The organism is Lactobacillus laiwuensis (genome assembly GCF_019972835.1).
GTDB lineage: Bacteria > Bacillota > Bacilli > Lactobacillales > Lactobacillaceae > Lactobacillus > Lactobacillus laiwuensis.
Map to the genome: position 1 here is coordinate 232,203 of NZ_BPPB01000004.1, position 15,464 is coordinate 247,666.

A 15,464-nucleotide genomic window follows, 5' to 3' on the forward strand; every position below is an offset into this window, starting at 1 on the left:
AAGCGAAATTAGTTCTTTTTATTTGAAGATGCTTTCCTTGTAGCTAACAATAAAATCTTTCTTTTTTATATTATTTGTCATAGAAAAAGTGTTCCTTATAATTATAGCTTTAGCTATTAAGGAACACTTAACTGAAATTTTTAATTCAAACTATTTAAAACGTCACTTACAATACCATGATGTTCAGTTAACAATTGTGCAGCTTCCTGTTTATTTTTACCAGTTTTAGCCATCACTATTGCAAGAGCAACATCATTGTCTGCTTTTCTTAAAAAGCTCAGAGCTTCAGCAATCGGTATTGCTGCCGTTTCACTAATAATACGGCAAGCACGATCAACTAGCTTATCATTGGTTGGTTGAACATCAACCATCACATTTTGATAAACTTTGCCTTGTCTGATCATTACTCCGGTTGAGATCATATTTAAAATCATTTTTTGAGCAGTACCGGCTTTCATACGGGTTGAGCCGGTTATCACTTCAGGACCAACCACAGCATTAATTGCAAATTCAGCGATTTGACCTATCACTGAATTTGGCACACAAGCTACGGCTATAGTTAGAGCTTGGACTTTAGCGGCATATTTTAACCCACCAATAACATAAGGAGTTCGGCCACTGGCAGCTAAGCCAATAACAATATCATTTGCCGTTAATTTAAGATTTTTTAGGTCTGTTTCTCCCATCGTGATGGAATCTTCTGCACCCTCTACAGCAGCAAACATAGCTTTTTTGCCACCTGCAATCAAGCCAATTGCTCTTTCTGGCTTAATACCGTAAGTCGGAACTAGTTCAGCTGCATCAAGCACACCTAATCGTCCACTAGTTCCAGCACCAATATAGATTAAGCGTCCTCCAGCAGAGTATCTTGTGGAAGCCTGATCAATTGCTTTAGCAATTTGATCACTCTCTCCTGCTACAGCAAGAGCTACTTTTTGATCTTCAGCATTGATCGTTTTGACCATATCCAATGTAGACATCGTATCAATGTGTGTTGTTGCTGGATTTCGCGCTTCAGTTTCTAAGTTTTTAATTTCCATATTCTATCCGTAAATTAATTCGTTTTTACAGTTGCAACAATCTGATTGGCAGTAACCTTGCCTGTAGCAATAGGAGAAATACTTGTGACATCTTCCATATTGTTAATCATTACCATCACGTCTGTTGGCTTGCCCGCAGCTTTGATAGCTGGAACATCCATTTGAGCAATAACGTCACCGCGTTTAACATACTGTCCACTTTTTACTTTTATTTCAAATGGAGCTCCCTTTAATTCAACAGTGTCAATTCCAAAATGCAAGACTAATTCCAATGGACCTTGATCTGATTCCATTGTAACTGCGTGTTTCGTATCCATAATTGTTAAAATACGTCCATCAACTGGAGCAACAATTTTACCATCATTATCAGGAATTACAGCAAAGCCGTCCCCCAGCATTTTTTGAGCAAAAACATCATCTTTTACAGCAGATAATTCTTCCAATTCACCATTCACGGGACTGGCTAAATTAACAGCCACACTTTCATGACTTGTTTTATCATCCTCGGGATTAACAAAAGAGCCATCCTCATTTTTAGCAACTACAGCGCTCTTAGGTACGCCAAAGAAATAAGTTAGAATAAAACCGCCAATGTAAGCTGCTAATAAACCAATACAATAATTTAATGCTTTATTGTGGGCAATTAACGGAATTAAGGCAATACCAGATGTACCAATAGCGATTGAGCCGACATTGCCGAATGCTCCTAAAACGGCACCACCAATACCACCGCCTAAACATGCAGTAATAAAGGGACGACCTAAAGGAAGAGAAACACCATAAATTAGTGGCTCACCTACTCCTAAAATTCCGACGGGCAAAGCCCCCTTAATCAGCTTAGTTAATTCTTTGTTCTTACGACATTTAACCCATAAAGCAATTGCAGTACCTACTTGTCCGGCACCCGCCATTGCTAAAATAGGCAATAACGGCGTATAACCCATCTTTTGAATCATTTGCAAATGAATTGGCGTTAAAATTTGATGTAAACCAAACATAACCATTGGTAAGAACACTGCACCTAAAATAAAACCGGCAACAGGTCCACCAACCTTTAAGACCCAGTTAATTCCGCCAATGAGTGAGTTTGAAACCCAACCAGCAAAAGGCATAATGATAAAAATAGTAATTAGACCCATTACTAATAAAGTTAAAAATGGCGTGAAGATGATATCAACTGAATCAGCCATGTATTTGTGGAAAAATTTTTCAACATATGACAGAAGCCATACTGCAAGCAAAACTCCGATGATACCACCCTGTCCAGCAGCTAACGGCTGACCATTAAAAATATTTGGTATTACCATAGGAGCTACCACACCAGGCAGCATTACTACACCACCGATGATACCACCAAGTCCAGGTGTAGCTTTGAATTCTTTAGCAGCATTAATACCAACATAGATATTTAAGTAGGCAAATAGTCCATTGGCAATCACACCTAAAACGGTGATGCCCAGGTTCCAGCTTGCCGGCAGCATTTTGGCTGTCAACATATTTCTTAAAATACCTGATACACCAGAAATTAAACCGGCACCAACAAATGCTGGAATTAAAGGTATGAAGATAGCCGAAATATGTTGTAAGACAACACGCCACCAAGTTTTCTTTAAGCTGGCTTTATGGGCCATGTGAACTTCTTCAGCTTTCTCCATAACTTCGCTCTTGTCTTTTTGATAAGAGCTTTCCTTAGCTGTTACATCTGGAAAAGGATCATTTTCATTTACCCCAGCTGCATTAACCATGCTTTGAGCAACTTTAGCATTAACACCAGGACCTAAAACTACTTCCAGTGTTTCACCATCAACTACTCCCAAAATGTCTTTAACTTGTTTTAAACCAGCTAAATCCACTTTAGATTTATCCCTAACCGTAATTCTCACTCTGGTCATACAATGGTATAAAGATTTAACGTTTGCAATACCACCAATATGATCATAGATTTCTTGGCCTATTTTGGCATATTTATCTGTACTCATTTTTTCCTCCTTTTATAAAGACAAAATAAGTATATTCTTCAATAGACCAATTTGCAAATTATGATAATTAATTACTAAAAATCATATTTTAATGGATTATACCAATTTTAATAAAGATAGAGTATAAAACCCCATACAAATTTTATTCATCTGCAGCAATGAAAATGATGCTTTGCCTTGCACCTATTTGATTCAAAAGTGGTAAATCATCAGCTACCACGTGTCCCAATACGTTAACTTTCTCGTCAGCTGGTAAATCACGTTTAGTTATTTGTAATTCTTCCTGATAACGCAAATATAATTTATTGTCACAGGTAATTGTCCCTTTTGATCGAGTCCCAGAATTTCCCTGGGGTGCGACATCAAATAACTGACGGCTACGCCCCTCCGTTAACCTTACTACATCTCGCGCTACATCCGGACGATTATGCCATTCAGAATTAAATAGTTCAGGCAAGTTTTCATCAATGCGAAGTGTAATAATCTGCTTTTTAGTGTAATTTTTAAAACTATCAATCATTTGCGGTGATAAAGAAGCATCCCCAATAAAAACATGGTCACAAGCTAAGCGTTTTAATTCCAACATTGCAGCTAACGGATTCTCTGCTCTATGCTTTTCAAGAGTTGGCAGTCCAGCGTGAATAGGTCCACGCAGAACATCATCACCAGCGACAAATGCCATTGTTGCTAAATTCATGTGATGTAACCAATCATTTTTCTCTTTTAACCAATTCGAATCTAGACCGGTTTCTGGTCGCGGATAAAAATTATGCCAAGCTTGCAAGTTTTCGAAGTTGGCACCGTGCTCTCGTAAAGCTGTGACGTCATCTTCATTGATAGTACTAGCGTTCAGAGCAACTGGCATTTTCTGTGAAAGCTTTGCTACAGTAGCTGGTGACACGCCATCGTCTATTCTAAGGCCAGTCAAGCCCAAGCTTTCAATCTGCTCTTCATTTTCAAGTGCAAGTCCTAGCCTTGCCATACCACTTTCAGAAACGTCAGCAATGACAGCAGTTTCTAAGTTCTTACACCATTTGGTGAGCTCTGCTAATCTTTTTAATATTACTTTGGGATCATCTTCAGGAATATGAAGTGAAGTAAAAATAGTTGTTAACCCCGCATTGCGCATCGCAAGTATATAATTATAATCATCAGCCGTTAGATCACGGTTTAGATATATCGAAAAACCCAGCATTTATTCAATTTCTCCCTTAGTGTGAAATCACTTACATGGACCATTATACTATTTTATTTTGTTAAAACATGTACACAAATAAAAAGCTGTGAGTTAATTTGCTCACAGCTTGAATATTTAAGCTAAATGAATTAGCTTTGTTTCATTATAAACGTACTCCAAGGTTTCACGGCTTTTAGCAAGTCTAAATTATCTGCGTATAAGTGTCCCACAAGATTACGTCTGCCGTCATTTTCAAACGGCTTTAACACAATTTGTAGTTCTCCTTTATACCGTGGGTATTTGTCATTAACAACAACTATATCCCCTCTTGTAAAAGAGGCTTTATCATTGTTATGAGCTGGAATATTTTCTTTAGCATAAACCACACGAGGTTTAGTATCACGTAATAAGAATTCTGATGCATCACCGCGGTACAAATGAGGCTCTTTTAAGCAAATCGTTTGCTCAATTGGTAAAACACCATCTTCAAATACAATTTTCAAAGTAGGATAGGCACTGTTAAAAGCTTTTGCTGCAGCAGCTAATTCATTTTCACTGGCAAAAGCATTGCCAATAATAATGTCATCAATCATTTTACTCAAGCGTAAGTGAGTAACTTGACTAAAAGCACTGCGCTTACGATCACTTTCAAGTGTCGGTAAGCCTTCATGAACAGGCCATGGACCAAATTTCGCATTTTTAGATGAAATAAACGCAGCAGTATGCAATCCATAATCACGATACTTTTGTGAATATTCATTAAAAATCTTTTCACTTAAACCCGTATATTCTTGTGGATAAAAGTTATGACAACCAATTAGATTATCATTCTCTGGGTCATAAGCCATAATACTGTCAAGATAATTAGTACCCCGACTCATATTCAGTTCAATCTTGAGTCCATATTGATTACGAGTCATGGCAGCTTCTTCCATGCCACTGAAACCTTCATCTAGACGCAAGCCCCAGACACCTAAGTTATGGAAAAAAACAAGATCATTGTAATCAATTTTTAGTTCTTTAAATAAAACAGGGTTAATATCTACTACTGTTTTAAAGCCTAGTTCATTGGCATACGCAACATCTTTTTTTAATTTTGCAAGTATATCTTCACCACTTGCACTTTTTAACTGCAAAAGTGAGGTGAAAATTCTCCTGTAACCATACTTATGAGCTAAATCCATATATTCTTTATCCCGCTCAAATGTACTTTGCTCAGGATAAAGTGAAATACCCAACTGTTTCATAAAATTAGTGCTCCTTAAACTTTATTAACTTTTTGAGGGTCCACGTTATTAGAAGCAATTACAAATGGTACATAGATCAAGAAACCAACGACCATATTGACAATTTGTAAAATAACTGAACGCCAGTCAATTGTAGCAATGATTGCATTAAGGAATGGCGGCATTGCCCAAGTTGTCTGTACGGCAACTCGGTTTACCAAACCAAGACTTAGGGCACCATATGCAATTGATACCATAACTAATGGAGCAAGAACAAATGGAATTATGTAAATTGGGTTCAAAACAATTGGCATACCAAACATCATAGGTTCATTAATGTTGAAGATCCCAGGTACGAGTGAAATCTTAGCAACAGCACGTTCATCTTCACGCTTGGAAAAAGCAAGAACGGCTAAGATAAGTAGCAGTGTTGAACCTGCTCCACCAATCCAAACATAAAGGTCAAAGTCGCTTCTAGTCCACATGTACGGTAATGCTTTTTGCATCTTATGGGCATTAGTATTGGCAATCAATGCAGTGGTCCAAATACTTTCTGTAACTGGTGCCAATACATTGGTACCATGAATACCAAAGAACCAAAATAGTTGAACTAAGAACACTATGAGTAATAATGAACCATAACCTTGGCCCATCTTCATTAACGGCTCTTGAATTGTTTTGGCAATTAAATCAATCACCGTTGTATTTCTAAGACTGAATAAATAGTTAATAATACCAACAACGAACAAACCTGCGGTTGCAGGAATAATACCTGTAAAGGCATTGGAAACTGCGGGTGGAACGCTGTCAGGCATTTTAATAGTAATATGTCTCTTAACTAAAGCAATGTAAACTGCAACAGAAATAGCACCCATAATCATTATGGTAAAGAAGCCGTAAGCACCAAAGTACTTATTAAAATTGAACCAGCCCCAAGCACTAATATTCTTGCCATTAACAGCCATTTGAGCATCAGTTAATGTTTTTATGTCTCCCTTAGTAAGAACATTTTTTAAGTCAGCTGAAAAGCTCTGAGGCAAGCTCATGATAAAGGTACCTAATGTCAGCAAGCCCCCTGCGATCGGTTCAACTTTATATTGGACACACATGTGATAGCCAAATGTAAAGGCAAACAGCAGGCCTAAAATTGCAGTAGAACCTGTCCATACCAACGCATTGATATTGATAAGCCATTGCATTGAGTTAACAACGCCCGTCCATCCTAGGTTGGTGGGAACATCCCTAAAAATAGCATTTAAGACACTAGCTACTGAACCAGCCAACATAATCGGCATAATTGAGATAAAGGCATCGCGCAATGCAACAAGCCAGCGAACAGAGCCGATCTTAGCTGCAACAGGAACGAGATGCTTGTTTAGCCAGTTAATTATAGCATTCATAATATTTCCTCCTACTAATATTTCACTACATTTGCATTATACCATAGCAAATGGAACCGTTTACCATTTTGCAGTTGGAAATTGTTGTGGCTGTATGTTTTATGGCTTTGGTCTACACCAATATAGTTCAATATTCTCTAATCGATATTAGTCAGGTGATCAAAATGGTATATACCATATTTTTTTACTAATAAAATACATCTTTTTAATTATTATTTAATAAAAAGATGCATCTATTGTTTGTCAACCTCAATGAGAAAGACTTTGATTTAGAGTTTATCTTTAAATGGACGAAAGGTTTCATGTTTAGTTGAATATTCCACAACTTTCTTTATCTTTTTCCCAGTAAACTCTATTAGTGACACTCCATCGAAACAATATTCCTCTTTTTCTACAGCATCAAAATACCAAGTAACAACAAATTTACCAGTATCATTTTGTTCAATTTTATAAATATCCCATTTTAAAACTGTCTGCTCCTCAGACTTTGAATTGATATAGGCTTTTAACTCATCTAGTCCTTCATAAGTAGCACCATAGCATTCACGGTAATAAACATCTTGGCTAAACCAACTATCAAGAGCAGAAAAATCTTTTTTAATCCAAGAATTAAAGTAATCTCTGATAGTTTGTTCTTTTTCTATAGTTTGACTGGAATTTGATAACATAATATTTATCTCCTAATTTATAAGCGAAAGATCCTAATATTAAGTCTAAAATGACCACTTTTTATAATTTATTATCAATTAATATACATATCAAAGCAATAAAAAATAACTAACTTAACAAATAAGCTAGTTATTTTAGACTAAATTGAGTTTTGCTATAATAAAGTTTTACTTCTCGGGCTTTACTTTAATTCCTTTATTACTTGCAATAACAAATGGCATGTAAAGGAATATATCTAAGATGAAAAGCAGTAAAGATAAAATTGTTGCAGGAATATCTCCAGCAGTAGTAACCCAAGTAGTTAAAATAGGAGGGATTGTCCAAGCTGGTATTACAACACTTTTGGCAACTAAGCCCACCATAGTCAAAGGATAAGCTATTGCTAAATTAATTAATGGTACAAAAATGAAAGGAATTACAAAATACGGATTCATAACTACTGGAAGACCAAACATGATAGGCTCTGAAACATTAAAAAAGCTTGGCAACAAACCTAATTTAGCAACATCCCGGTAATCTTTTCGCTTAGAAACAATAAAAATTGCTATTAAGAACGGCAATATTGCTCCAGTACCACCGAACAAAGTATACATCCCGAGCCAAGGATTAGTAACAATATTAGGCACTGCTTTATGAGCCGCGAATGCAGCCATATTTTGTTGGATTGCAGCTAACATTGGAGGAGAAGTAACTGAAGCGACAATATTTTGTCCGTGTAAACCAAAAAACCATAAGAATTGAGTAACAAACTGAATTACAAAGCAGCCAATCCAAGATTCCATAGCAGCTTGCAAAGGCTTGGAAATAATGGTTTGAACCAAGTCAGTAACCCCTTGATGGAATATTTGAACATAGGCAAAACTGAAAACTGCAAAAACAATGACTACAAGAGATTCAGGAATCAAAGAATTAAATGACTGAGCCACTGCTGGTGGTACTCCATCAGGCATTTTTATTCTTAATTTCTTAGATTTATAAAAGAAAAGTAATAATTCAGTGCTTAAAATTGCCGCAATCAAGCCAACAAACATACCTCCAGAAGAAGTTAGAGCTTGAGTGTATACCCCCGTTACCGTCACGTTTTTCATTGAACCGGATACAACAGCCTGATTATTTAAAGGAAACATTATCAAAGCTGTAGCAACACTTAATATTCCCGCATGAATAGGACTAATGTCATTATTGCCTATCCTACCATCTGCAATATAAGAATTTAGTAATCTGTAACCAATAATAAAAGTTACAAAAATAGTCATAAAACCCATGGTACCGTTATTTACCATCGTTCCCATTTGAGTTAAATTTGCAGCATACGGAAACACTTTTAAAACAGCAGGCTGATTTAAAACCAGGGAATTTAATAATATAAACAATGAGTTTACCATTATAATAGGTGTAATGTCGACAAAGGCATCACGTATAGCTACCAAATGCCGTTGATTACCAATCTTAGTAGCTAGCGGTAAAATCATTTTGCTAATTTTGTCAGAAATACTCATTTTCTCCCCTTCAACTTTTTACCTTAAAATATTAACTTTTGAAACGTTTCAACAATATTATTATAACTCTATATTGGAAACGTTTCAACTAAAAATGTAAGTGATTACATAGAAGCTTGAGTGCTTTTAAAAACTATTTATCACTTTTTAATTTTTATTACACCATATGGAAAAGCAGTTTTCGGCAAGTTAATAATATTATCGTAAACAGAAAGGGGCTTCCCCGATTCTAAGCTTAAAAACGCATTCGCTTTTGCTGGCAAATCATTGACTGAAATTTTGTGATTAACTTCTTCACTGTTATAAAATAAATAGTAGTCTGCGTTTTTCTTTGTCATAAAAATGTTCTTATTGACATATTCTGGACAGCCACGTGTATCATAGACGGCTTCACCAAAAACTTTTAACCAATCCCCTAGTTTTTTCATTAATTCTAAGGCAGTCTGTGGCAAAGTACCGTCTGGTTTAGGACCAATTCCTAAAATGACGTTGCCGCCTAGTGAGATAATTTTGATGATATTATCTAGTATTTCTCTAAAACTTTTATACTGATCATTAGGTACATATCCCCAATTTTTAGCCAAAGTTAAGTTAGACTCCCAAACCTTTTGTGGAGGTATGGTAGGTATTTGTTGTTCTGGTGTAACATAATTTTCGTATTTTCCACCAATTGTGCGGTCAACAATCAGGGTATCAGCTTTAATTTGCCAGATCTTTTTGGCAATTTGCTCCATAGGCAAGAATTCATGGTGACCCCCATTAACCCAGCCCGCATCAAGCCATAATATGTCAATTGGTCCATAATTTTGACAAATTTCCACTAACTGATTTTCAACAAACTTCTGAAATTTTTGCCATAGCTCAGGCTTTTGTGCTGGATCATAACTTGCATATCTTCCTCGGGGATCAGAGCCAGGTTCCCAATAAAAAGGACAGTGCCAGTCAGCCTTTGAATAATAAGCACCGGTAGCAATTCCTTCCTTGCGAAAAGCCTCGTTAACATATTTTAAGATATCAGCCAATGGATTATTATGAAAAGCAGAATCTTTACCGGTAATCTTATAGTCGCTATATTTTGTATCGTACATGTTAAAACCATCATGGTGCTTTGTGGTAAAAATCATATACTTAAAGCCAGCATATTTTGCTGCTTTAGCCCAACTTTCTGGATTAAAATTCACCGGATTAAATTCATGGTTTAATGCCCAATAATCATGTCTTAATTCTTTTAGATCTTTGCGAAAAGCACCATGCTTACGAGCCCAATCATCTTCTTTTGATAATTGCCATGATTCAACAATACCTGCTTGGGCATATAAGCCCCAATGAAAAATAATACCCAGTTTTTGATTTTGAAACCATTCTAATTTATCCCGGATTGCTTGCGGTAAATCTTGATAGCTTTCCTGTTGCGCTTTCTTATTCTCAACTATATCTTGTCTCTTCTCATTTTTTTCATTCATCTTGCAACTCCTTTTGCCAAAATATCTTGTCTTTAATAAAAACCTGATTTTCAACTTTCTGATGATCAAGCAGCTTTAATACTGTTTCCGCAACTTTTTCTGCTACTTTCTCAACTGGTTGTTTTATTAAAGTAACCGGTAATTTCATATTTTGTAATAAATGGGAATAGCCAAATCCAGCAACAGCGATATCTGTTCCTACCTTTTTACCACAATCACGAACCCCTTGAACGACCTGAATAGCATTAGTATAATTAGTGACAAAAATTGAGTCAAAACCTTTTTTATTCAATCCTGCAACTGCTTCGTAAGCTTCAGTCGTACCGTAGTTAACATAAATTACTTGATCAGGAGTAAGTGTTACCCCCATTAATTTGCATGCGGCGTTGATGCCAGCTAGCCGCTGTTGCAGCACATAGTCACTTTCAGTTGGAATCAAAAAAGCAGGTTTATTTCTTTTTTGCAGTATTTTAGTGACAACCTTTTGCGAAGCCATCATATCTGCACTCATGATTTCCGGCACTTTTTTGTCTGACAATGAGGCTTCAACTGAAACAACCGGTAATGGCAATTGTCCCACTTTTTGAAAAGATTGCCACTTACTTTCTGCTTTCAAAACGATTAAAGCATCAACAGACCGTTCAATTAGTTTTGCTAGTTTAAATTCAAAAGTTTTTTCATTATTACGATGACTGGTTAAAAGTAAAAAATACCCGGCATGATCGAACAATTGCTCTAAAGCTGCTATTAATTGAGAGCTGTAGAAGTTATCCATGTTATCTACCAATATCCCAATTGAAAAGGACTTATTCATCTTAAGAGATTTAGCGGTTTGATTTGGTATATAGTGTAATTCCTTGATAGCCTGCTTGATCTTCTCTTCATTTTCTTTTTTTAAATGAATACCATTTAAATAACGAGAGATAGAACCAACTGATACACCTGACCTATTAGCAATATCTTTAATTGTTGCCATTTCCCACCTCTATTGCATAATCCGAAATAAAGTTATATGCAGCTCCATATAAATTCGCATTATTATGATACTGACACTCTTTGACTTCGGGCATTATTTCGCTTACTTTATTTTTTACCAATTCTGCATACAAACGTTTAGATATTTCGGCACTAAAACCTTTATGGGCTGAAATACCACCACCAATTATTAAAGCATCAAAATCAAAAGCGACTTCAATATTATATAAGCCAATAGCCAAAAAACTGTACACTTTATCAATCAGGTCTTGCGCTAGTTTATCTCCTTGGTCTGCTAATAGAAATAATTTTTCACCATCGATGTTATCAATACCAGTTTGTCTTTCATATGCAGATGCAGCTTTAACAATTGTTGCCCGTGTGCTGAGAGTTCCTCCATCACTGGTTTGCATAAGACCAAATTCTCCCCCAAATAAATGGTTGCCTTTATACAATTTTCTATTAATAAAAATTGCACCACCGATACCTGTGCCAATTATAATGAAAGCTACATTGGTAAATTTTTTACCGGCACCGATATTGACCTCACAAATACCAGCACAATTAGCATCATTTTCAATTGCGATAGGTAAAGAAAATTCCTCTTGTAATTCTTTAAATATTGGTCTGTCATGAATATAGGGAACTGCACTGATGCCTTTAATTGTGCCACTTGACTTATCAACAGCACCAGGTGCGCTAATAGCTATGCCGTCAAAATTATGCTGATCAATGAAGCGGTGCATTTGCAATTTCAAACCTGCAAAAGTCTTGGGCGTAACAAATTTTTCTATGCTAGTTATCTTATTGTCATGAAAGCTACCACACTTGATATTCGTTCCACCAATATCAAAAACTGCTAATTTCATATTTGTGCCTTCTTTTTTAATTCAGGCTTGCGCCATTACTTGATATTACCTTTTTAAACCACCAATAACTCTTCTTAGGAATGCGTTTAAGATCCAATAAATCGGTATTAGTGCGATTAACATAAACCATGCCATAACGCTTAGCCATATCTCCGCCAGAGCTGGGTATATCAATTAACCCCCAGACTAAATAGCCTAGAACCTTGACACCGTCATTATTCATTGCTTTTTTTAAAGCACGTAAATGTTCTTTGTGGTATTCAATTCTCTGATCATCTTGAATTTCTTTACCGTCATATTTTTCTCTTAATCCAATGCCGTTTTCGATAGGAAACAGAGGTACATGATACTGATTATAGGTTTTAGTCAAAACATCCCTAAAGCCATCAGGATCAATCGACCAACCCCACTCATTTACTGGTAAAAATGGATTCTCTTTTCCACCAAATTTAAAGTAATAATTAGGAGCAGTTTTTTCGGGTACAAGAGTGCTGCTAATTGTCGAACTTTGATAATAACTGAATGCGATAAAATCACTTTTCATTTTACTGATTTCTGCAAGATCACTAGGTAGGACACCAGTTTGAATATTATTTTTTTGGACAAAATTAACTACTTCATTTGAATAATGTCCTAAAACAAAGGCATCAAGCAAGTTTTTGTTAAGAAATTCGTCTATTTGACGAGCATATAAAATATCTTTAGGCATTGATGAAGCTGGATAAACTTCACTATATGCCAACATACCACCTATTTTAGCACTTGTTTTTTTATGTAAGTAATTAGCAATTTGCGCATGAGCCAGCATCAAATGGTGACTAATAATATACAAATCAGCCATTGTTTCCTCACCTTTTATTTTGCCGGCAATTTTTGTTGCTCCAGGCATAAAATAAAGATTTTGTTCATTAAATGTTATCCAGTATTTTACCCTTTCACCAAAAATATCAATCATTTTTTTGCCATAACGAACAAAAGCATCAACTACGTGGCGACTACTAAAACCATTGTACTTTTGGGCTAAATTCAATGGCATATCAAAGTGGTAAAGACAAATCATTGGTTCGATATTTCTTGCAAGTAAGTTGTCAATTAAGTCTGAATAAAATTTAATTCCTTCAGGATTAAAATCACCATCACCCAAAGGATTAACCCTACTCCAAGAGATTTGGAAACGGTAGCAGTTGATCCCCAGATCAGCATATAAATCAAGATCTTCTGGATAGCGATGGTACTCATCGATTGCTGTATCCCAAATTGAAGTGCCATCTTTTGCTCTATAAGTATCATAAACTGACTTACCCTTGCCTCCTTCTTTGACAGCTCCTTCAGTTTGCATACTAGATGTAGAGTTGCCCCACAGAAAGTTTTTCGGGAAAACCTTTTTTACCATTTCCTAACCTCATTTCATTTCTTTGAAACGTTTCAATAATATTATATAAAAATGGTTTTATTAAGTAAAGTACTTAACTAATTCACTGCAAAACCATATAGAAAAACGACACCTTCAAAAGATGTCGTCCTATTTGAAATACCAAAACACTACTTATTTGTTGCAGCATAGTCAGAAATATTTAAAGTTTGTTGGAAGCCATTAGCGCTTGTAACAGTCAGTACTGTATTATTATTGCTAAACTGAACGGCACTTTTATCAACGCCGTTGACGCTGGCAACCAAATCAACTATTTGATTAGATTCATTGATCGTCAAATTTTTCAAATCATTAACTACTACTTTTTTGCCATTTAAGGCTGCTTTCGCATTATTTATTTGGTTTACTATATCACTAACTTGGGCCACCGTTGCAATAGCTGTATTAACTTGACTACCACTTGAAATGGCTGAATCATAGGCATTACGCAGAGCTTTAGCGGAAAGCTTATATAAATCACTCGCTTTAACTGCTGCATCTTGAGTTAACAAGTCTTGCAGAGCCTTTTTATCAGTTGAAGTAGCAGTAACAGTCTCACCTTTAGCTGTCTCCGGAGTATTGACTGGCGTTAGTTTAACACCACTAACTTTACTAATATCGTCTTGCTTAATATAACCGTTCTTGTCACTTTGTAATTTATAGAACAATTCGGCTTTATTATCATCCTTTACCCAGATGTACCTTAATTCTGTCACACGTGCCCTGTGGCCTTTAGCAAAAGTTTTGGTTGGTTGTGCCACACCTTTGCTGTTATACACATTGGTAGTACGAGCTAAAGTAATTGTTGTGACGTCTGTATCATCTTCAGGTTTTGAATTTGTTGGCTGCAATTGTTTGCCAGAAACTATACCAACGTTATTCTTCTTAACCCATTGATCTTCACCAGGGAAGTTATCGTCTTTAATCCGATAAAACAGCTTTTTGCCAATATATTTGAGTTGATCAACTGTGATTTTTTCGTCTTTTCTAATTAAAGTTTTAGTGGAGTGACCATTACCATCGTAAATATAAGCATTATGACTTAATGTGATTACTGTAGGATCATTCTGGTTGTCACTTGGTGAATTATCATCCTTACCTGGCTTTTTATTAACTGGCTTTAACTTAGCGCCTGTAGTTTTTCCCACATTAGCTGCCTTAATAAACTGGTTGCTTTGGCCACCAATTCTGTAAAACAACTTTTTACCAATATAAATAAGTTGATCAACTGTAACTGTTTGACCCTTTTTTATCTTCTTTTTCTCGGTTTTACCTTTTGCATCATAAATATAGGCATTATGCTTTATTTTAGCTTTAGTTGTAGCTGCAGGTTTTACAACCTTCTTACCATTAACATAGCCAACATTGGCTGCCTTAACGTAGGCATTGCCACCCAAATTATAATATTCCTTATTTTTGATTGTAACTTTCTCACTAAATGTCAAGGTAATACCTTTGCCTATTTTGGTATTCTTAGCACTACCCATATAGGTCTTCAGTCTCTTGCCATTTTTGTCATAAACATAAGCATTATGACTCAACTTAATCGTATTTTGCTTTGAATTGTTGCTTTTCTTCGTTGCAACCTTGTCAGCTGCTTGAACAGCAGTAAATTGACCTGCTCCTATTACAGGGCTAACACCAATTAACGCAGCAGCCGATATCATCATAAATTTATGACTAAATTTCATTTTGCTTCTCTACCTCGTTATTTATAAAATTCTATCAATACCTAATATTGTATACTAAAAAATGA

Annotated in this window: 12 protein-coding genes; all 12 read right to left on the reverse strand. The window is 35.9% G+C overall.

Translation table 11 applies throughout. From position 1 onward, the window contains the following. Nucleotides 1-140 precede the first annotated feature (140 nt). The gene (gene murQ, locus LDM92_RS03915; protein WP_223902107.1) at nucleotides 141-1,040 is read right to left on the reverse strand and encodes an N-acetylmuramic acid 6-phosphate etherase; all 900 of its coding nucleotides are present in this window, start codon (nucleotides 1,038-1,040) and stop codon (nucleotides 141-143) included. A 14-nt stretch (nucleotides 1,041-1,054) separates the two neighbouring features. After that, nucleotides 1,055-3,019, reverse strand: a complete 1,965-nt coding sequence (locus LDM92_RS03920; protein WP_223902108.1) for a glucose PTS transporter subunit IIA — start codon at nucleotides 3,017-3,019, stop codon at nucleotides 1,055-1,057. A 142-nt stretch (nucleotides 3,020-3,161) separates the two neighbouring features. After that, nucleotides 3,162-4,214, reverse strand: a complete 1,053-nt coding sequence (locus LDM92_RS03925) for a DUF871 domain-containing protein (protein WP_223902109.1) — start codon at nucleotides 4,212-4,214, stop codon at nucleotides 3,162-3,164. 131 nt (nucleotides 4,215-4,345) lie between these two features. Beyond that, nucleotides 4,346-5,443, reverse strand: coding sequence for a DUF871 domain-containing protein (locus tag LDM92_RS03930; protein WP_223902110.1), 1,098 nt, complete (start codon nucleotides 5,441-5,443; stop codon nucleotides 4,346-4,348). Nucleotides 5,444-5,457: 14 nt separating this feature from the next. Next, nucleotides 5,458-6,822, reverse strand: a complete 1,365-nt coding sequence (locus LDM92_RS03935; protein ID WP_045928560.1) for a PTS sugar transporter subunit IIC — start codon at nucleotides 6,820-6,822, stop codon at nucleotides 5,458-5,460. Nucleotides 6,823-7,091: 269 nt separating this feature from the next. Further along, nucleotides 7,092-7,490, reverse strand: coding sequence for a nuclear transport factor 2 family protein (locus LDM92_RS03940; RefSeq protein WP_223902111.1), 399 nt, complete (start codon nucleotides 7,488-7,490; stop codon nucleotides 7,092-7,094). 168 nt (nucleotides 7,491-7,658) lie between these two features. After that, the gene (locus LDM92_RS03945) at nucleotides 7,659-8,990 is read right to left on the reverse strand and encodes a PTS sugar transporter subunit IIC (protein WP_223902112.1); all 1,332 of its coding nucleotides are present in this window, start codon (nucleotides 8,988-8,990) and stop codon (nucleotides 7,659-7,661) included. A gap of 140 nt (nucleotides 8,991-9,130) precedes the next feature. Next, nucleotides 9,131-10,453, reverse strand: coding sequence for an alpha-L-fucosidase (locus LDM92_RS03950; protein WP_223902113.1), 1,323 nt, complete (start codon nucleotides 10,451-10,453; stop codon nucleotides 9,131-9,133). Then, on the reverse strand, nucleotides 10,446-11,429 hold the full coding sequence (locus LDM92_RS03955; protein ID WP_223902114.1) for a LacI family DNA-binding transcriptional regulator: 984 nt from the start codon (nucleotides 11,427-11,429) through the stop codon (nucleotides 10,446-10,448). Before LDM92_RS03955 ends, LDM92_RS03950 begins: the two co-directional genes overlap by 8 nt. Continuing rightward, the gene (locus tag LDM92_RS03960; RefSeq protein ID WP_223902115.1) at nucleotides 11,416-12,297 is read right to left on the reverse strand and encodes an ROK family protein; all 882 of its coding nucleotides are present in this window, start codon (nucleotides 12,295-12,297) and stop codon (nucleotides 11,416-11,418) included. The genes LDM92_RS03955 and LDM92_RS03960 overlap by 14 nt, the downstream gene beginning before the upstream one ends. A 16-nt stretch (nucleotides 12,298-12,313) precedes the next feature. Continuing rightward, nucleotides 12,314-13,690 (reverse strand): glycoside hydrolase family 1 protein, encoded by a 1,377-nt coding sequence (locus LDM92_RS03965; protein WP_223902116.1) that lies wholly within the window; start codon nucleotides 13,688-13,690, stop codon nucleotides 12,314-12,316. Between the two features lie 149 nt (nucleotides 13,691-13,839). After that, on the reverse strand, nucleotides 13,840-15,399 hold the full coding sequence (locus LDM92_RS03970) for an SLAP domain-containing protein (protein WP_223902117.1): 1,560 nt from the start codon (nucleotides 15,397-15,399) through the stop codon (nucleotides 13,840-13,842). Nucleotides 15,400-15,464 lie beyond the last annotated feature (65 nt).